This window comes from Nitrososphaerales archaeon, from assembly GCA_032906765.1.
Lineage (GTDB): Archaea > Thermoproteota > Nitrososphaeria > Nitrososphaerales > Gagatemarchaeaceae > DASPPF01.
Window position 1 is genome coordinate 111,820 of record JAJTZB010000002.1, and the last position, 16,927, is coordinate 128,746.

The 16,927-nt window shown below is 58.7% G+C and carries 23 protein-coding genes and 1 tRNA gene; 11 read left to right on the forward strand and 13 right to left on the reverse strand.

The window, feature by feature from the left end; translation table 11 throughout:
• Positions 1–4: 4 nt before the first annotated feature.
• Positions 5–1,258, reverse strand: a complete 1,254-nt coding sequence (locus LYZ69_02880; GenBank protein ID MDV3277396.1) for a Glu/Leu/Phe/Val dehydrogenase — start codon at positions 1,256–1,258, stop codon at positions 5–7.
• Positions 1,259–1,302: 44 nt separating this feature from the next.
• Positions 1,303–1,968, reverse strand: a complete 666-nt coding sequence (tpiA, locus tag LYZ69_02885) for a triose-phosphate isomerase (protein ID MDV3277397.1) — start codon at positions 1,966–1,968, stop codon at positions 1,303–1,305.
• Between the two features lie 240 nt (positions 1,969–2,208).
• Here tpiA and LYZ69_02890 point away from each other — a divergent pair, with 240 nt between their 5' ends.
• Both LYZ69_02890 and LYZ69_02895 read left to right on the forward strand, forming a co-directional pair.
• Positions 2,209–2,817, forward strand: a complete 609-nt coding sequence (locus tag LYZ69_02890) for a threonylcarbamoyl-AMP synthase (GenBank protein ID MDV3277398.1) — start codon at positions 2,209–2,211, stop codon at positions 2,815–2,817.
• Positions 2,814–3,326, forward strand: a complete 513-nt coding sequence (locus LYZ69_02895) for a THUMP domain-containing protein (GenBank protein ID MDV3277399.1) — start codon at positions 2,814–2,816, stop codon at positions 3,324–3,326. Before LYZ69_02890 ends, LYZ69_02895 begins: the two co-directional genes overlap by 4 nt.
• On the opposite strand, the gene LYZ69_02900 is transcribed toward LYZ69_02895, so the two are convergent.
• Genes LYZ69_02900 through LYZ69_02920 form a run of 5 tightly spaced genes read right to left on the reverse strand, consistent with a single transcriptional unit; the run spans position 3,323 to position 5,795 of the window.
• On the reverse strand, positions 3,323–3,754 hold the full coding sequence (locus tag LYZ69_02900; GenBank protein ID MDV3277400.1) for a hypothetical protein: 432 nt from the start codon (positions 3,752–3,754) through the stop codon (positions 3,323–3,325). The genes LYZ69_02895 and LYZ69_02900 overlap by 4 nt on opposite strands.
• A gap of 4 nt (positions 3,755–3,758) precedes the next feature.
• Positions 3,759–4,016 (reverse strand): hypothetical protein, encoded by a 258-nt coding sequence (locus tag LYZ69_02905; protein MDV3277401.1) that lies wholly within the window; start codon positions 4,014–4,016, stop codon positions 3,759–3,761.
• The gene (locus LYZ69_02910; protein MDV3277402.1) at positions 4,013–4,831 is read right to left on the reverse strand and encodes a hypothetical protein; all 819 of its coding nucleotides are present in this window, start codon (positions 4,829–4,831) and stop codon (positions 4,013–4,015) included. The genes LYZ69_02905 and LYZ69_02910 overlap by 4 nt, the downstream gene beginning before the upstream one ends.
• Positions 4,832–4,834: 3 nt before the next feature.
• Positions 4,835–5,044 carry a hypothetical protein gene (locus tag LYZ69_02915; protein MDV3277403.1) on the reverse strand — a complete coding sequence of 70 codons (210 nt, stop codon included), beginning with the start codon at positions 5,042–5,044 and terminating at the stop codon, positions 4,835–4,837.
• A 31-nt stretch (positions 5,045–5,075) separates the two neighbouring features.
• A complete protein-coding gene (locus tag LYZ69_02920; GenBank protein MDV3277404.1) occupies positions 5,076–5,795 on the reverse strand; it encodes a TatD family hydrolase in 720 nt (239 codons plus the stop codon).
• A gap of 220 nt (positions 5,796–6,015) precedes the next feature.
• Between LYZ69_02920 and LYZ69_02925 the strand changes: the two genes are divergently transcribed.
• From LYZ69_02925 to LYZ69_02935, 3 genes are all read left to right on the forward strand, one after another.
• Positions 6,016–6,246: a histone family protein gene (locus LYZ69_02925; GenBank protein ID MDV3277405.1), complete on the forward strand. Its 231-nt coding sequence runs from the start codon at positions 6,016–6,018 to the stop codon at positions 6,244–6,246.
• Between the two features lie 410 nt (positions 6,247–6,656).
• Positions 6,657–7,325 (forward strand): iron-containing redox enzyme family protein, encoded by a 669-nt coding sequence (locus tag LYZ69_02930; protein ID MDV3277406.1) that lies wholly within the window; start codon positions 6,657–6,659, stop codon positions 7,323–7,325.
• A gap of 223 nt (positions 7,326–7,548) precedes the next feature.
• Positions 7,549–7,623 (forward strand) — tRNA-Glu (locus LYZ69_02935).
• 43 nt (positions 7,624–7,666) lie between these two features.
• Here the strand turns inward: LYZ69_02935 and LYZ69_02940 are convergent.
• Positions 7,667–8,320, reverse strand: coding sequence for a hypothetical protein (locus LYZ69_02940; GenBank protein ID MDV3277407.1), 654 nt, complete (start codon positions 8,318–8,320; stop codon positions 7,667–7,669).
• Positions 8,321–8,401: 81 nt separating this feature from the next.
• Here LYZ69_02940 and LYZ69_02945 point away from each other — a divergent pair, with 81 nt between their 5' ends.
• The 6 genes from LYZ69_02945 to LYZ69_02970 are packed head-to-tail and all read left to right on the forward strand — an operon-like array spanning position 8,402 to position 12,178.
• Positions 8,402–9,739, forward strand: a complete 1,338-nt coding sequence (locus LYZ69_02945) for a hypothetical protein (GenBank protein ID MDV3277408.1) — start codon at positions 8,402–8,404, stop codon at positions 9,737–9,739.
• On the forward strand, positions 9,736–10,326 hold the full coding sequence (locus LYZ69_02950; protein ID MDV3277409.1) for a prolyl oligopeptidase family serine peptidase: 591 nt from the start codon (positions 9,736–9,738) through the stop codon (positions 10,324–10,326). The genes LYZ69_02945 and LYZ69_02950 overlap by 4 nt, the downstream gene beginning before the upstream one ends.
• Before the next feature lie 10 nt (positions 10,327–10,336).
• Positions 10,337–10,717 (forward strand): hypothetical protein, encoded by a 381-nt coding sequence (locus LYZ69_02955; GenBank protein MDV3277410.1) that lies wholly within the window; start codon positions 10,337–10,339, stop codon positions 10,715–10,717.
• A 26-nt stretch (positions 10,718–10,743) separates the two neighbouring features.
• Positions 10,744–11,301 (forward strand): peptide-methionine (S)-S-oxide reductase MsrA, encoded by a 558-nt coding sequence (gene msrA / locus LYZ69_02960; protein MDV3277411.1) that lies wholly within the window; start codon positions 10,744–10,746, stop codon positions 11,299–11,301.
• Between the two features lie 39 nt (positions 11,302–11,340).
• Positions 11,341–11,592: a hypothetical protein gene (locus tag LYZ69_02965; GenBank protein MDV3277412.1), complete on the forward strand. Its 252-nt coding sequence runs from the start codon at positions 11,341–11,343 to the stop codon at positions 11,590–11,592.
• Position 11,593: 1 nt separating this feature from the next.
• Complete coding sequence (locus LYZ69_02970; GenBank protein MDV3277413.1) at positions 11,594–12,178, forward strand: adenylate kinase family protein; 585 nt, start codon at positions 11,594–11,596, stop codon at positions 12,176–12,178.
• Here LYZ69_02970 and LYZ69_02975 read toward each other — a convergent pair.
• Genes LYZ69_02975 through tadA form a run of 5 tightly spaced genes read right to left on the reverse strand, consistent with a single transcriptional unit; the run spans position 12,112 to position 16,859 of the window.
• Positions 12,112–13,824, reverse strand: coding sequence for an ATP-binding protein (locus LYZ69_02975; GenBank protein MDV3277414.1), 1,713 nt, complete (start codon positions 13,822–13,824; stop codon positions 12,112–12,114). The two genes, LYZ69_02970 and LYZ69_02975, sit on opposite strands and share 67 nt — an antisense overlap.
• A gap of 38 nt (positions 13,825–13,862) precedes the next feature.
• A complete protein-coding gene (locus LYZ69_02980; protein MDV3277415.1) occupies positions 13,863–14,069 on the reverse strand; it encodes a hypothetical protein in 207 nt (68 codons plus the stop codon).
• A 20-nt stretch (positions 14,070–14,089) separates the two neighbouring features.
• Positions 14,090–14,728: a hypothetical protein gene (locus LYZ69_02985; protein MDV3277416.1), complete on the reverse strand. Its 639-nt coding sequence runs from the start codon at positions 14,726–14,728 to the stop codon at positions 14,090–14,092.
• On the reverse strand, positions 14,725–15,426 hold the full coding sequence (locus LYZ69_02990) for a hypothetical protein (protein MDV3277417.1): 702 nt from the start codon (positions 15,424–15,426) through the stop codon (positions 14,725–14,727). Before LYZ69_02990 ends, LYZ69_02985 begins: the two co-directional genes overlap by 4 nt.
• Positions 15,423–16,859 carry a Flp pilus assembly complex ATPase component TadA gene (gene tadA, locus LYZ69_02995; protein MDV3277418.1) on the reverse strand — a complete coding sequence of 479 codons (1,437 nt, stop codon included), beginning with the start codon at positions 16,857–16,859 and terminating at the stop codon, positions 15,423–15,425. Before tadA ends, LYZ69_02990 begins: the two co-directional genes overlap by 4 nt.
• Between the last annotated feature and the right edge of the window lie 68 nt (positions 16,860–16,927).

Consider the following 16,927-nt stretch of genomic DNA (forward strand, 5'->3'; position numbering starts at 1 on the left):
CGCCCTACGGCCAGATGCCGAGAGTCCTTATCGCGTCTGCCACTCTGCCAACGCCGACGACAAGCGCGCCCGTCCTCATGGTTGTGCTGTGCTTGTTGGCCGTGGCATGGACGTCTCTGAAGGCTCCTGTAATCTTGGCCTCTAGCTTCGTGTTGACCTCCTCCTCGGTCCACCTGACTCTGTCCAAGTTCTGGACCCACTCCAGGTAGCTCACGATCACTCCGCCCGAGTTCGCGAGCACGTCCGGGATGAGGAAGACGCCGTTCTTCTCGAAGACCTTGTCTGCCTCCGGGGTGGTTGGGCCGTTTGCGCACTCCGCTATCATCTTCGCCTTGATGCCCTTCGCCACGTCCGGCGTGATGGTGTTCTCGAGAGCGGCTGGGCAGAGGATGTCCACGTCGAACTGCAGTAGCTCGCGGTCGGAGATCTGCTGCGTTCCCGGCATCCCGACCACGGAGCCGTTCTTCTCCTTGAACTGCAGGAGTTTCTTCGCGTCAATCCCCGCCTTGCTCATGACTCCCCCCCTGGAGTCGCTAGCGGCGACCATCTTTGCCCCGTATCCTTGCAGGATGTCTGCGTAGTTGGCGCCTGCGTTCCCGTACCCTTCCACCGCGAATGTTGACCTCTTGAGGTCCATCTTCTTCACCTTGGCGGCCTCCACGGTGCAGAACACTGCCCCCCTGCCGGTGGCTGTGTCCCTCCCCAGAGACCCTCCGATGGCAACTGGCTTGCCCGTGACCACTTCGGGCACCATGTATCCCTTCAAAGCGCTGTAGGTGTCGACTATCCAGGCCATGATCTGAGCGTTCGTGTAGACGTCAGGAGCCGGGATGTCCCTGTAGGGTCCGATGAAGTCCGCGATCGCGGCCGTGTAGCGCCTGGTCATCCTCTCGATCTCTCCCTGTGACATGTGCTTCGGGTCGCAAATGATTCCGCCCTTTGCGCCGCCGAATGGTATGTCAGCGATGCTGCACTTCCAGGTCATCCAGGCGGCTAGCGCCTTGACCTCGTCGAGCGAGACGTTCGGGTGGTACCTGATTCCGCCCTTCGATGGCCCCCTGGCGTCGCTGTACTGCACTCTGTACCCAGTGAAGACCTTCGTTTCGCCGCCGTCCATCCTAACGGGTAAGGAAACGGTGACCTCGCGCTTCGGGTGCGCGAGCATCTGATGGATTCCGTCTTCAAGCTTCAGATACTCGGCAGCAATCCTAAGCTGCTCGAGAGCATTATCGAACGCGCTAGTCTCCAAGTGACTCATGTGACCGCCCGCTTTCGTAGTTTATTTACGGGTTTCCGTATTTCTCAACATAGAGAACGAGCAAGTTCTCGAATCTTGGCCGCCCAGTTGAGGTCCTTCACGACGCTGCTTGCGACGAGGACACCGTCGGCTCCGAGTTCCACGGCCCTCCTCACATCGTCCCCGCTCACTATCCCGGCGCCACACAGGATCTTCCCCCTGTAGCCAGCGCTCCTGGCGGCTGCGACCGTGTTGCTTACTAGCCGGGGCTTCGCTGTCGAGACCGCCACTCCTGACCCGATGAGGGCGGGCGGTTCAACTGCAATGTACTCCGTCTTCAGCCCCGCAAGCGACGCGGCCTCAGTGCTGCTCCTCGCGCAGAGGCAAACATCGAGGCGCAGTTTCTTTAGTCGAGGGACGAGAGTCTCTATCGCTATACGCGGCAGCCGAGATTCACTGTGGTTGAGTATCGTTCCTGTCGCGCCCGCCCCCTTCACGGCCTCGGGCAGGACTGACCCAGTGGTCTTGTCTCCGACAACGCTTGCGACCGATTGACTGAACACTCCTATCTCGACTTTCGAGGCTACTAGCGCGAGCATCGGGTTTGGCGGAGCCACGATGACCTCAACATCGAGGTCAGCGGCCACCTTTGCGGCAGTCTTCGCAAGCTTCACGGAGCCGGCGCCGAGCGCTTGGGGATAGTTCTTGAAGTTGATTATCAGAGTCCTCATGGGTAGTGCGCGTAGGGGAGGCGCGTAACTGACTTAAAGAGTGGGCTGGACTTGTCTCCGGCGAAGAAGCGTCAGTGGCGACTTCTAGAGAGTTTCTTCGTCCGAGTCCTCTTCCCAACCGTCTTCGTCGAGGTCTTCGTCGAGTTCTTCGTCGAGTTCTTGGTCCTCTTCGGACATTTTGACGGCCAGCGCGATTTCTGTTAACCTATTAAAGCTCTCGGTGACGTGACGAAATTGGAGTTGACCGCCCGACTGGTTCTGTTCACGCGCTCTGGCGTGGAAGATGCTGCAGCAGTTGTGAAGGCTGCAGGACTCGTTGTGTACCCCACGGACACCGTCTATGGGCTCGGGGTAGATCCTATGGACAGTGATGCGGTAAGGCGTCTCTTCGCTGTCAAGAGGAGGGAGGCGAGACCGATACCAATCCTCTGTGACAGCCTCGAGTCAGCCCTCAGGCTAGTCTGGTTGAACTCCCGGTCAGTCGACCTTGCTAAGAGGCATTGGCCTGGCGCGCTGACGATTGTGGCCCCCCTGAAGGAGGAGCTTCCCTTCCAAGTACACCAAGGGAGCGGGACGGTCGGCGTGAGAGTCCCTGCTTCGAAGCTGTGTGCACAGCTGATCAGGCTCTGCGGAGGTTACCTGACGGGCACCAGCGCCAACATCTCGGGGAGGCCGCCGTGCAGGTCTGCCGGGGAGGCTATGAAGGAGCTGGGTGGCGCGGTCGACCTGATTCTCGACGGAGGCTGCCTCGAAGGAAAGGCCTCCACGGTGGTCCGCGTGCTGGGGGAGGGTATTGAGGTTTTAAGGAAGGGACCAGTCGGGGTCAACGACGAGGTCAAGACGAGATGAACCTGGTTGTCACCTCTGCCAAAGGTCTGGAAGCAAAGGCCTCGGCCGAGTTCAAGGAGATTGCTCTCCTTTCAGGCATCAGGAAGGTGACCATCGAACGCTCACCCTACGACGGCGTAGTCGAAGTAGACGCTGAGAACTCAAAGACCTTGCTCGCCTTTCTTGCGGATTTCGTGAAGTCGGAGCCATTCAAGGTTAGGTACATCATGCGTGTGCTTCCCGTCGACAGGGTCATCGACACAAAGCTTGACGATATAGTGAAGGCGGTGAAGGACCTCGCAGCGCACATCGGACAGGGCGAGACCTTCAGAATCACAATCGAGGCGAGGGACTCGCCCTACTCGGACAAGCAGCTCATAGACGCCATAGCAGATGTGGTAGACAGAAAGGTCAGCCTCAACGCACCGGACAAGATCGTTTTCATCCAAGTATTCGGAGAGTACACCGGCGTTTCGGTCGTCGCACCTCAGGACATCCTCAGCATAATGAGGCTGAAGAGGGCCGTCTAGGTTCTTTGGGCGTTAAGGAGGGCCGACTCCTCGACGCGCATCATCTCGCCCCTTCCGAGTGTCCCCCTAGGGAGCCGCTCCGCTCCGAGCACGCCCAAACTCTCAGCTGCGTTGAGTTCCTCTCCCTCTCCAGCGGCCACGAAGATGAAGTCCTCGCCCGCTCTCGCGCCGACTGACCGGATTGCCTCCGTGATCTGCGTGGTTCCAGCCAGTCGAAGTAGCAGGTCGATCTCAAGCTTCTTCGCCAACAGGTTCTGGGCGAGGGAGGCTCTCAGCGTCTGCGCCACAATCATCTCAGCCAGGGACTCGTTGGAGAGCGCGGACGTCCTGACGGTCTGGACCAGGAGCTTCGGAGCCGCCCCCCGGACAGACTCCCTCAGCCTTTCAGGGTCTGCGCCGCCAGCTACTACGTAGCAGCGGACCTCCATTGGCTCACCCGCCGTGCGAGAAGGGAATCAGGACGACCCGCTCCCCGCTCCTAATAGTCCTCTTGGTCGACGCTGGGACGAATGCTTCCCCGTCCTCGATCAACGCAAGTGTGTTGTACCTGTCGAAGCCTGGGTCCCAGTCCTTGCACATATTCCTCAGTTTCTCCACCAACTCTCCAGTCTCCAGTTCATCGGCGCTCAGCTCCACCTCTTCCGCACCGACGCTCGTCTTGATGTGGCCCAGACATCTCACTTTGATCATTGGCCGCCCAGCACTAGGAGTCTTTCCTTATACCTTCTGCCGCCGTATGCGGAGTTCGGTGGAAGCAGAGTGTGAGGAGCCCTCAAGCGGGCGTCGAGGGTCTTCCTTGAGCCTTCCCTGAGCTCGGCGAGAGGGACGTTCGCTGATACAGGCCTCAGGTCGATCACGTGCATCGATGTCTTGCATGGGAAGAGATGCTTCGTCCTCGCGGCCGTGATGACGTCCTGCTTGGTCAGCCTTTGCGAGAGGAGAATCAAGTTACCTCTTTTCTGGAGCGGAACGTCAATGTCGTCCTCGGGCAGGAACCTTCGCGTCCATCCTGCAGCAGCCGCCATCTCGTCTATTTTTCTCATGATGTCGAATCCGCCCTCCAGCTCCAGTTTCCCGCTGGGCACATAACCTCCAGTCTCCGTCATAGCAGCCACGGCGAAGTGCCTGTCCTCGAGCTTCTCGATTGCTTCGGAGGTGGGACATCTTTCGGAGAGGCCTGCTTCGCCAAGTGTATTCTTGATCTGATCTGCGCTCCTTGCACCGTAGACCCTCGCCCATCTCTTCACCATGATCGCCCTGGAGCTGTAGTCGACTGTGAAACACACTGCATAGCCGATTCCCATGCTGGCTAGGGCGCTGAGCCTGTGCATTCCGTCCAGTACTGCGCCTGTATCATGGTCGACGATGATTGGATCCTTCTGCATTCCGTCCCGTTTCAGCTCGCCCGCAAGCCTCTCGACCTGCGACTGGATTGTCTCCTCGTGCGGAAGGAGGGCGGAGACGGGTCGGAGGTCTACTCGAGCCTCACCGCCTTCCAGGGACAAGGCCTACTCTGCCTTCGGTTCCCCTGGTGCCTCTTCCTCTGTTTCGTCGCTCTTCAGGGCCTTGGAAATGTAGCCTGCGATGTGGTTCCTCAGCTGCTTCGAGGGGATGATCGCGAGCTCCACCAACGCCTTCTTGTTCTTCTCGTAGTCTGAACTGAACGCTTCTGGGTGCCTCTGTAGGATCATCTCGGATAGCCGCCTGGTCTTATCCAATCTTCCTCTTCAACCCCAAACTGGCGAGTGCTTAACCTTTCCCACGGGCAGCAAGGTAGGCCGTGCCATTTTTCACGAGGAGCTCGACAGTTTCCCCAAAGGACCTGCGCCATAGTTCAGCGAGCTTGTGTACTACGGACGGGACTAGCCAGGGTCCGCCAGCGCCTCCCAGGGAGGCAAAGCTGACCGGGCCGTCGCTCTCTGTAAGGATAAGCCCCTCGGCGTAGTTCGAGGCCATCTTCTGCAGCTTCTTCGAGTGCAGGAGAGCTGGGCCGAAGGAGACGAAGTAGCCACGGTTGGAGGCCTCGGCCGCGAACACATCCCCTTGGAACCAGTGGAGTAATACCGCACTGGGCGAGAACGACGGCAGTAGCCGCAGGCACTCTGCCTCAGCACCCCTAGAGTGGACTTGGACAGGCTTTCCAAGACGACCGGCAAGGCTGAGCTGCTCCTTGAACACCCTCATCTGGGCGCTCCTCTCCCCGATTTCGGAGTACTTCGGGTCCAAGCCTATCTCGCCCACCCCGGCGGCTCGCCGAGCCGCTTTGTCGAGCCAGTCGAGGCTGGGCTCCTCGGTTGCCTCTGAGGGGTGGACTCCGACGAATGGCCTCACAAACAGCCCGTTTTCGCTTGCAAACTTGAGTGTTATCATCGAAGTGTCTCTGCTCGTGCTGGACGAGAGGAGCAATGTTTCCGATGAGGATGCGAACCGCAAGACGCCACTAGGATCAACGTAGTCGCTCAAGTGCACATGCGAATCGATGAATCGCACGTTCAACCTTGTCCTCGGGTGATATTTAGCCCACTCCTAACACTCACGGCGCAAAGAGCGTCGTTCGGCCTCTATGGTGCGTTATTCCCCCTTATTTCCAGAAGAGGGGTGATTGGACGCTCCGCAAGGCCAAAAGAGGACGAAGACGCTCGCCTTTGGTGCCAAAGGTTTTTAACGTCGCCGTCCCAACTGTAGTCTAATGTCGGACAGTTCGGAGTTCGGCCTCGCAGCGGTGTACAGGGTGATCAAGAAGGCCGGAGCGGATAGAGTTGGGGACGACGCGGCCATCGAGCTCAGGGCAGAGTTGGAATCGCTCGGTTTGCAGATATCGAAACAAGCGGTGGAGCTTGCGGCGCACGCGGGTCGGAAGACAGTCAAGCCTTCGGACATAAAACTGGCTGCGAAGGCGATTCTGAAGCAGAATTTGTAGCTTCTGAACTGACAGACCTCAATCTGACCTCGGTCTAGGCGATGAGGGCAGGTGGCCCTGCCCAAAACGCTTTACTAGCCTCCTCGTGAAAGTAGGTGTCGAAAAGGTAATGTCCCGCCAATATCCGAAGACGGCAGGGCAGGAATCGCACGCCTTCTAGCGAAGGCTATCAACAGAAACCAGCAACTCATCCTGGAACACCTCTCGTCCATAGACGGAAGGTCGCTCACATCACACGTACTGGAGATCTCCGAGACGACCGGGGTACCGCTGTCGACACTGAAACTAAACGCCAAGGTGCTCCGCGAACTCCAACTCATCTCCACATCTGAACACACGGCCTCTCTCACGCCATCGGGCGCCGAGGCTCTATCGCTGCTGCGGGAGCACTTCACAGGGGGCAGGACTGAATGAGCCTTCACAGCAGGATGAGAGAAATCGTGCTGGCGCACCCGGCCATTCACAACGACTTCCTGACAAGGTTCTCCGAGGCCAAGGTCTCAGACACAGAATTCAAGCAATTCGCGACGGAGTTCTTCCACTTCTCAAGGACCTTCCCAGCAATCCTCGCCAACCTCTTGGTCAACACGCCTGATGAAGCCGAGGCATTTGAGCTGACCAAGGTGCTTACCTCAGAGCTTGGGGACGGGGACCCGAGCAAGCGCCACGAGTTGCTCTTCAGGAGGTTCCTCGCTTCCGTAGGGATAGACTCCAGGCAAGTAATCACCAAGCCAATGAAGCCAACCACCAAAGCCTACCTCGACGGCCTCTGGGAGCTCTACGGCGGTAGCGACCACGCCAGAGCACTCGGGGCCTCGTTCGGGCTCGAGAACATGGCCATACCAATGTGGGACCAACTCATTCCTGGTCTGAGCCAGATCAAGAAGCGAAAGATTCCCCAGATGGACATGGAGTACTTCACCTTCCACCGCGAGCTTGAGACCCAGCACGAGGACGCGATGGAGGAGGTGGCCGAAATCGTGGGGAACGACCCTGCCGTCCAGAAATCCTTCGAGAGTGGCATCAGGGAAGCACTAGGGCTGCTTCACGGCTTCTGGACTGGCCTAGCAGCCAGCTGACCACTCTCCCCCTTTTTTTCTCGGAGCAACAGCACTCAAGTTCTGGGCAGCAGTCAAATACACTTCCTTCTTGGGCTTCTTTTGCCAAATCATTAGAAGAAGATTCGAGGCAGTCGTGTCATGGCGCACCTGCCTCAAGGCAAGCAGCAGGAGGAGTACCTGAGCGCGGTGGCCCAACTTTCGGCAAAGCTTAATCTGGCTTCCTCCTCGGCGGCTGCTACCTGCCCCGGTGGTGTAGCCCGGTCAAGCATGCTAGCCTCTCGAGCTAGCGACGGGGGTCCAAATCCCCCCCGGGGCACTTTGGCTGGGGCGCCAGCCGTTTCTGAAATCGAAGTCGGGTCTCAGAGGCCAAGAATCCCGCTAAGGATGAAGAAGCTTCCGAACGCAAGAAGCACGGAGCCCGCGAGCAGGTCGAGCCCCCACCTCGGTACGCGCAGCAGGTACTCGTAGGAGACAGCTGAGATTGTGATGATGAGGGCCAGACTCACCAGAGCACCCACAAGCGTCCACTCGAGGTTGAAAGTCCCAGCCGCTGCAAGGACTAGGCTAGCCTCGAATCCCTCGGTGAGCGCTATGCTCAGAACAGGAAGGGAGTTGAATGGGGAGAATGGGATTACAACGGGCCTCTCGCCCTCGTAGCGCTTCATGTCCTTCTCGACAGCCTCGTCCTCCATCTTCTTCATCTTGTCCCTGAACGACCTCTTCCCGAAGTAGTACCGCTTGAAGCCCCGGAGAAACCTGTAGGAGAAGTACAGTATGACGCCCCCTGTCGCGAAGTCAATCAGTAGGGTGGGCAGCAGCAAGAAGACTTGGCGGATGGCGAGGAACAGGAGGACCGATGCTGTTCCGCCGCATACAACCCCAAACAGGACGTTGTTCTTCCCCAGTTGCCTGACGGTGGCCACAGACAGAATGGCGACCTCACTTCCCTCCAGAAGGACTGCCTTGAACGAGAGCAGAAACGAGGCAACAATCACGACGGTGACGTCGCTCAAGGCGGAGGCCCGCCTCCTATCACGGATTTAATCCTTGTCGCCATGGGAAAGCATAAGATTGCCTCGCGCGGCACTCGGCTCATGTCAAGACCCGTCAAGCCAGCCGACTTCGCGCTATACGGCATGCTCTCCGAGCCGAGCTTCTCTCCAGACGGTAAGAGAATCGCCTTCTCCGTGAGACGCGCGAACCTGGCAAACGACGAATACGACTCGGAAGTCTACGTCTGCGAAACGAGGGGAGGAAGCCTGACCAAGTTCACGTCAGGCGGGAAGGATTCCGACCCGGTCTGGTCTCCTGACGGCTCCTCGATTCTCTTCCTCTCAAAGCGAGGATTCGCGAAGGACGAGAAGGGCTCGGCGCTCTACGTCATCCCAGCTGAAGGTGGTGAGGCAAGGCTTCTTGTGAAGAGCAAGAACGGCATCGAGAACCCGCAATGGTCTCCAGACTCGAAGGCGATCTTCTACCTCTCGGACATCGTCAAAGAAGAGAAGGGAGACGTGAAGGTGATCAAACGGTTCGGCTACTGGTTCAACGGGAAAGGGTTCACGTACAACAAGCGGAAGCATCTGTTCAAGATAGACCTCGCGACATCGAAGTCAGACCATATCACGAGCGGTGCGTTCGACGTTACAGACTTCGCGGTCTCCCACGCCGGGAAAGCGGTTGCTTACCTGGCGGTCGCCGACGACCTGAAACCGTACATCTCAGATCTCGTCGTCTGCAACTTGAAGACCGGGAAGAAGGCCAAGCTGACTCGATCGAATATGGAGATCTCCACCCTGTCGTGGAGCCCAGACGACAGACGAATCGCTGTCTTGGGCGATGACCTTCCTTTTGGTTTCGCCTCTCATGAAGTAGTTTGGGTTGTGGACCTCGCCAGACGCAAGCTGTCGCGGCCAGACAGAGTTGACAAGAACAAGGCGAACGGCCTCAACTCAGACGTCAGAGCCAAGGCCCACGGCCCTCACAAGATTGCTTGGGAGAAGAATGGAATCTACTTCGTGCAAGCGGACGGCGGGTCCGTCGGACTCTACAGGCTCGAGCCTGGCTCGAATTCGGTGCAGGTCGTGAAGGGCGGTAGGAGCATAGAGGGCTTCGACGTCCGCGACGGAAGGGTCGCTTTCGTGGCGATGGACTCTACGCACCTCGAAGAGCTCTACGTGAAGGCAGGTCGAGAGGCGCAACTGACTACGATGAACGCGGCGGTGCCAAGGGAACTCGACATCAGACGCTCAGAGGCGTTCAGCTTCAGGGCTAGCGACGGTCAAGTTGTGGAGGGGTGGGTGCTGCTTCCAAAGAAGAAAGGGAAGGTGCCTGCGATACTCTATGTTCACGGCGGGCCGAAGACCGCCTTCGGACACTCCTTCATGCACGAGTTCCAGGCCTTCGGAGGCGCGGGCTACGCCGTGTGTACATGAACCCAAGGGGCAGCGACGGTTACTCCGAAAGGTTCGCCGACATCAGGGGGATGTACGGGACTCGGGACTACGACGACCTGTTGGAGGGACTGGATTACGTGCTGAAGCGCTACCCGCAGATAGACGGAAGCAGGCTGGGCATAGCTGGAGGCTCATACGGCGGTTACATGACCAACTGGGCAATCGGGCACACTGACAGGTTCAAGGCAGCGGTCACGGACCGGAGCATCGCGAGTTGGGTCAGCATGTGGGGCGTCTCGGATATCGGGCCGCACTTCACATCCGATCAGATTGGCGGAGACCCTTGGAACGCAGAGGAGCGGCTTCTCGCAGACTCCCCCCTTCGGTACGCGCCCAACGTGAAAACGCCCCTCCTTGTGGTCCACTCGATGGAGGACTATCGCTGTCCCCTCCCGGAGGGGGTCCAGTTTTTCACTGCGCTGAAGATTCTCGGGAAGGAGGCCGAGATGGTCCTCTTCCCAGGAGAGAACCACGACCTATCCAGGGTCGGGAAGCCTAAACACAGGGTCGCGCGTCTAGAGCACTACCTGCGCTGGTTCGACATGCATCTGAAGACAAAGAGCTGAATCTGGAGAGATGGAAGGGACAATCATAGGGGTCTTCGGCTCAGACTCCCAGATGAAGACGGCGTTCGAGACTTCGCTGGCAAAGAAGGGCGAAGCGAAGGACCTTGAGAAGAGCCACTGGTTGGACGATGGGACGACACAACTCACTGACCGGCTGCGAATCGACTTTCGAAGGTCGCCGTTCTACAAGCAATCGGTTGTCGGGCGCGACCTCCACCTTCAGCTACCGGGCGAGATGCTCACAGCCGCGATTACTCAGGGACAATCTGATGGCGAGATTACGGTGAAGCTGCCAACCCAGGTGCCCGTCTGGCCTGGGATGCGCGTCGCTGTCATCGACCTCAACGGGAAGAATCTCAGGGTCGCGGGTGGCGGCTCATGCAAGGCTTAATTTCCAAAACGCAGGGGGTTGGACAGATGCCGGCGTTTGAGGTTGCGACGTTTGGTTCAGGTTGCTTCTGGTGCTCTGAGGCCGTGTTCAAGGAACTCGTCGGTGTTGTGAAGGTGGAGCCGGGCTACTCTGGAGGGTCGGTCGTGAATCCTATCTACGAGGATGTCTGCACCGACAAGACTGGCCACGCGGAGGTCGCGCAGGTCACCTTTGACCCTGAGGTGGTCTCTTACAGGGAGCTCCTCGAAGTATTCTTCTCAACCCATGACCCGACTACGCTAAACCGCCAGGGTCATGACGTTGGAACCCAGTACCGGTCGGTGATCTTCTTCCATAGCGAGGAGCAGAAGGCAGTTGCCGAAGCAACTATCGAAGAACTAAGGAAAGAAGGCGCCTTCAAGAAACCGATAGTCACAGAGGTGGCGCCTCTCAAGGCGTTCTACCCGGCTGAGGATTATCATCACGATTACTACAAGAGAAACAATTTTCGGCCGTATTGCCAAGTCGTGATATCCCCAAAGCTCGCGAAGTTCAGGGAGCACTTCAGGGGCAAGCTGAAGGACTCGCGGGCAGCTGCTGGATAAGTTAAATCCACGCCACGGACCATGACGCGCGAGAACGTGATGTCCAGGCTCATCGGCCCGTCGAAGCGGTGGTTAGGATCGCTGCTCTCATCAATGAAGCGAACAATCTGGGAGCTGGCCGCGGCAGTGAAGCTCCGTAGCGCGAAGAGGCTGATCGCGCTCGTGAGCGAAGGTTCCCCGCTCGAGTCGTCCATCGAGGGGGTCCTCGGCCTCGCTTTCAGAGTAATCATACTTGCACCCGTGATTCTCATGCCTGCCTACTACCTCATCCTGACCCTAGTGCGACCATAGATTGGGAAGATTTCTCGGGATTACAGGAACTCCGGGCACGGGAAAGAAGAGCGTAGCGCCTCTCGTTTCAGCGAAACTCGGCCTCCCATGCCTGTCGCTCAACGAACTGGCTAGCTCGGGTCGCAGCGGCAGGGCAGGCGCCAGGGAATTCGATGTCGACACCGCCCTTCTTCGGCGCGTCCTTCTCAAGGCTGCGAGGGGACCCTGCGTAGTTCACGGGCACCTCGTCCCAGACGTCCTTCAGAAGAGAGATGTTGACATGGTCGTTGTCCTCCGATGCGACCCGGCAGTCCTGAAGATGCGACTGCGCGCAAGGGGCTGTCCTCCGGCCAAGGTGGCCGCAAACGTCGAGGCGGAGCTGATTGGGCTTGTCTCAGCTTCTTCAATCACGAGGTTCGGACGAAGTACGGTACTCGAATTCGACACGACCTCAACCGATGCGCATGAGGCGGCGCAGAGTGTTGCTAGGCTGCTCAAGAGGACCATCCGCCCTGCCCCGCCGATAGACTGGATTGGGGACTACGGTTCGGCTGTGAAGCTCAGGTCCTTGCTCTCGGACGAGAGCACCGAGTCTGCTCGCACCTGAACGAGGATTGGTTTCTGCATCCTGCTGAGGCTGACGACAGCCTCGCCCACCTGTAGCGCCCCTATGTGGTCCTTCTGTTCGCGTGTCAGGCTAAGGGCGTCTCCAATCAGCGCCAGGTCCTCCGGCCACGCCACCCTGTGGATGACCCTAACTCCGGAGTTCTTGATCATCTCTGAGGCGACCTGTGTCGGAAACTGGGCCACGAAGAGCATAGCCTCGCCGAACTTCCTCAGCTCAGAGATCATCCTCTCTCCCACGCTCGGCGGGTCTTCCGTCCTCCTCGAAGGGGCAACGTTTCTCGCCTCCTCCACAACTGTCAGGTGCTCAAGACTGCTTCGTCTCCTGATCCTGTACTCGTAGACCATCTTCAGCATTATGTCAGTGAATACACTCCTTGTTTGCGCGTCCCTGAGATGGCCCAACTCGATACAGACGACCTTCCCGAGAAGCTCCTCCAAGCTGTACGTCCCGGGCCCGTCAAGCGCCTTCCCCGCCTGTCCCTGTGTCAGGGGCACTAACCTGCGGAGCAGCGCGACCTTCGTTTCATTGTCGTAGGCAGATCTCAGGGGGTATGCCTCGATTGTCCTGACGAGCGATGCGAGACTGGGTATCTCATCCTCACTGCTCTCTGTCACCCGCTTCTGGAGGGCGTTTCTGAACATGTACGCCTGGGGGTGCGTGAAGTGGTAGATGTCGGAGAAGATGTCTGTGACCATCGCTATGTGTTCCATCGGGTCTGTGGACTGCGAAGCCTCGACCGGATTGATTGAGAAATCATCCTTGCCAGGTGATAACACCTGCCCGCCTACCCGGGAAACTATTGGAGCGTACTCGTTATGCCAATCCAGGACCATTACAGGAAGACCCATCTCTGCGACCTGCTGCACTACAGTCGCTGCAGTAGTCGACTTGCCGCTGCCTGTCATTCCCAATATTGCCACGTGCCTCTTGAGGTCGTCGAGCTGGAGGTGGAAGTCGTGGAACTCTCCGCCGGCAGACTTCACGGTGCCGAGGAGAATCCCGGTCTTGCCGGACTCTGCTGCGTTCGGCAAATAGAACTGCGGCGACTGTCCAAGCGAGCCAACGGACGGGCTCCTGCCCTCGAACGATTCGAGAGTGCTCACAACGGAGGCGCTCCCGACCTGAGGGAGGCGCGGCTCACTGGGAAGGAAGAGCGTCTTCACGAAGTCTCGCAGCTCGTTCCTGCACAGCCTCCTCACAGTCGCACTCGGCAGGGCGACTGTCAGGGTCGCGGCCAGGACGCTGGCCCGCTGCTCAAGGCTTTGTGCTGCCTCGCCCAACTCCTTACTTTTTGTGTCAACCCAGGTGCCGACAACGAGGTCGAACTCGAACAACTCCTTCTCCTCTTCCTCCTCTTGAGCGGGTGTCATCATGGAAATGTAAAGGAAAGGGACGCCCGCCCTGTAGAGACCGTCAAAGAGGCCACGCATTCTTTGCTGTTGAAGGGTGATGCGCATCGTCGCAGCGTAGTCCAGTCTCGACTCATCCGAGCTGTCCGAGAGCCTGACACGCATCAGGGCCATCACCCTCTCCTTGGAACCGTTCGAAAGTGACACGAACTTCCCGTCTAGGATTCGTATGGACTCTAGCTTCAGTGTCTCCGTCGGTCTGATCTTCCAGGCCAACCTGGATCCGAATCCCTCTCCCTCGCCGCGCAAAGCAGTCACCAGTGGAAGAGAGAGCCGAACATGTTGCTGATTGCAGATGAGATTGAGCTCCAGATACTGGAGGTGTAGCTCGCGCTCTGCTTCAGTATCGACTCGATCCCTCCCACAAGGAGCGAGAGTGCGACGAGGGCGACCGACAGGAGCAGAGCCTCCTCGATCAGCTGCGCACCTGACCTCCTTGTGAACCTCTCCCTTCTCTTCATGCCATGTTGAGTCTGTTTCGCTATTTAATTCCCCACAGGGGAGCGACGGGGACTGCAGCCAGGGGTGAGGCGGCCTCCAGCGCCAGCGCGAAGACCGTCATCGCCACGGCCAGGTCAACGTAGAAACGTTTGCCCGAAAGGAAGACCCCGAGCATCGAGGAGCTGATGCCGACCAGCGCGGCAGCGGTGTAAGTAAGTGTCGGCCCTCCGGTCGAGGAGCCGGCCTGGAGGAAGTTGATGCTGCTCACGACGGGCCCGATTGCAGAGATGATTGCCATCACAGCCCCGAGGACTGCGCACATTATGTATCCCCTTAACTGCAAGACTCGACCCTCCAGCAGCCTCGCCTCCCTCGCCTTCAGCCATCCTTCCAGCACGGTGGCGAGCGCTTCTCCCTTCTGTCCCATGACCCTCGCGCTACTTCTCGAAGCGTTGACGATGAGGCTAGCGAGCATCGACAGTTCCCTCGCCTCGTCCGAAACCAATGCAGCCAGAGAAACGGCCGGGGGATGTCCCAGGAGGACTTTCCTGGCTGCCGCGCGTTCCTCCTTTCCTCCGGCGCCGAGGGATTTTACTATCGAGGCCGAGACGCCCCGCCCAGAGCTGACGGAGTCGAGCACATGCCTCAGGAGCAGCAGTCTGGCGAGATCCCTGTTCAACCCAGTCTTCGCCTCTCAGTCGATGAGAAGTAGAATGCGACGTCCAGAAGCACGACCTCGAGCGCAACCGTCTCCCCGAGGCTGGCGGGGTCGCTCTGGTGGGAGAATATCAGGAAGAGGAGCAACATAATGGGGGCGAAGAACGCCACCGCTGTGAAGAGCGGTAGCTTCGATTCCTCAGCAAGCTGAGACGAATTCGTTATGCCCTGGCTCTCCTCACCTCGCTCCACTATCGCGCCCAGCCGAGCGGCAGCCACAGAACGGAGGACGTCCCTTGCTGAGTAAGAAGCGAGCCTGTCTCCCACCTCCTCCAAGGCAGAGGCGGGAGGGCGCCCGAGCAGGATTCTGGCGCGTGCGGCTTTCAGCACCGTCGAGATGCCTGGCTCGCTGGACCTGAGGTACAAGAATGACCTTGTCAACGAACGCGTTGCTTCGATGTTCGCAGATCCCATGACGGCCAGCACAGGTGACTCCTTCGACTGCGAGTATGCCTCAGCCTCCAACAGTCGTTTCGGAAACGACAGTCCGAGATAGCACGTGATTGCGGCGATAACTATCCCGAGTTCTGGTGCGCTGCTACCCAGTATGCCCACCGTCAGGAAGTACACCGCGAGGCCGCCCGAACCGCCAGCGATGCCTCCAAACAGTAGCATTTTGCGCGCGTCCAGACCGTAATGTTGCCAGGATGAGACCTTCACCTCGCAGTCATCTGCCTGCCACTCATCGCTGCCGTCGTCTCGACGACCCTTTCGAGGAGCTCCTCACTGGTTCTTCCCTGCGGTGGACTCACACGCTCCCACGGAACAACCCGCCTGAGCTCGAAAGACCTGTCGCGAATGTAGAGCTCCCTGAGCCTCGGCTCGTCCACTTCAGACACCATCTCGCAGACCCTCGAGCAGACCCTCAACGGTTTCAGGCGGTCGGGCCTGCTCATCTGGACAAGGACTCCCAGGTCGAGAAGGTTCTGCTTCGCGATTCCGTGGACGTTCACCCATCTCCTGACTGCTTGCTCTAGGGAAGAAGCGTGAAAAGTCTGAATCCCTCTGACGCCGGAGGCCAGCGCGTGATAAAACGCCCTGCTGTGCTCCTCTGACTGGATCTCGCTCAATATGACCAAGTCTGGCGACCTGTGGAGGACCTTCACTATCTCCGTCTCCTTCGTATGGAGGTATCCGCCAGTCCGCTCAAATGGGTCGACCTTGATCTTGACCTGATGGTATCCCCTGTCAAGCAGGTCCTTCGTCTCTACGGCGTCTTCTATGTAGATCCTTCTCAAGTTCGGGTTGAGCTGCTCGTCAAGCGCGTTCAGCAGCGTCGTCTTGCCCGTCCCAGTCTCTCCGATTATGGTCACGTTGCCGCCGAGTTCCAGCCACGAAACGAGGAACGACGCCGCCTCGTCCGATAGCACGTTCATCTCGACAAGCTGCGGAAGCGTCAGCGACGTAATGTTGAGCCTCCTGACGTCCAGCAAAAACCTGTTGACCGAGATGGGGTCGAGGTCGAGCGAGACCCTGAGCCTGGCGCCAGAAACCTCAAGGTCGTTCTTGAGGGAGGGTGTCGCGTAGTCAAGGGTGTATCCCCTGAACGTGTCGAGATGCGTCTCCAGTGCTTTCCTCTCCCTCTCGGTGAACAAGATCGAAGTGTTGCACCTTCCCACCCTGGAATGGTCGAGGTACGCCGGAGACGAATCCGAGTCGACGTAGAATTCTGTGACGAACCTGTCTTTTGCCAGAGCCAAGACGCGAGACATACCGATGACGTCGTAGGCGACGAGTTCCGAGAGCTCCTTGACCCGGGCGGCCCCAGGAATTCTCGCGAGCGGCCCCGCAGCCAGCTGCTGGAGAACTTGTAGCAGCCGAGTAAAAGTCAGCGGCTCGACCGACTCCGGGTCCAACGCGTCTGCAGTGGCCGCAGCTACATGCCGGAGCCTGACGAGCGTCTCCTCCTGGATCATGTTCGCCACCCCATATTCCTGCGTCGTCTCATTCTTCGAGATGAGGTAGCTGAAAGGGTACCACTCGTAGGCCACGGGATGGTCAGTTGGGGGTGGTCCGAAGAGCTCTACCAGCAGTGGCGGTGGCGAACGCTTTTCCTTCTTCGCCTCAAGGATTCTGAGGAGTCCTCTGGACAAGGGGCCTTCCACTGTTATCTTCAGAGAAAGCGTGTCCAAGCTAAAAGTGCCCCCGTTGCCGCTTAAAT

Bases quoted from the DNA above. Each gene is read 5' to 3' on its own strand.
- LYZ69_02880 (MDV3277396.1), bottom strand. From the start codon at position 1,258: ATGAGTCACTTGGAGACTAGCGCGTTCGATAATGCTCTCGAGCAGCTT.
- LYZ69_02900 (MDV3277400.1), bottom strand. From the start codon at position 3,754: ATGGAGGTCCGCTGCTACGTAGTAGCTGGCGGCGCAGACCCTGAAAGG.
- tpiA (MDV3277397.1), bottom strand. From the start codon at position 1,968: ATGAGGACTCTGATAATCAACTTCAAGAACTATCCCCAAGCGCTCGGC.
- msrA (MDV3277411.1), top strand. From the start codon at position 10,744: ATGCCGGCGTTTGAGGTTGCGACGTTTGGTTCAGGTTGCTTCTGGTGC.
- LYZ69_02980 (MDV3277415.1), bottom strand. From the start codon at position 14,069: ATGAAGAGAAGGGAGAGGTTCACAAGGAGGTCAGGTGCGCAGCTGATC.
- LYZ69_02895 (MDV3277399.1), top strand. From the start codon at position 2,814: ATGAACCTGGTTGTCACCTCTGCCAAAGGTCTGGAAGCAAAGGCCTCG.
- LYZ69_02930 (MDV3277406.1), top strand. From the start codon at position 6,657: ATGAGCCTTCACAGCAGGATGAGAGAAATCGTGCTGGCGCACCCGGCC.
- LYZ69_02950 (MDV3277409.1), top strand. From the start codon at position 9,736: ATGAACCCAAGGGGCAGCGACGGTTACTCCGAAAGGTTCGCCGACATC.
- LYZ69_02905 (MDV3277401.1), bottom strand. From the start codon at position 4,016: ATGATCAAAGTGAGATGTCTGGGCCACATCAAGACGAGCGTCGGTGCG.
- LYZ69_02945 (MDV3277408.1), top strand. From the start codon at position 8,402: ATGTCAAGACCCGTCAAGCCAGCCGACTTCGCGCTATACGGCATGCTC.
- LYZ69_02965 (MDV3277412.1), top strand. From the start codon at position 11,341: ATGTCCAGGCTCATCGGCCCGTCGAAGCGGTGGTTAGGATCGCTGCTC.
- LYZ69_02925 (MDV3277405.1), top strand. From the start codon at position 6,016: ATGTCGGACAGTTCGGAGTTCGGCCTCGCAGCGGTGTACAGGGTGATC.
- LYZ69_02955 (MDV3277410.1), top strand. From the start codon at position 10,337: ATGGAAGGGACAATCATAGGGGTCTTCGGCTCAGACTCCCAGATGAAG.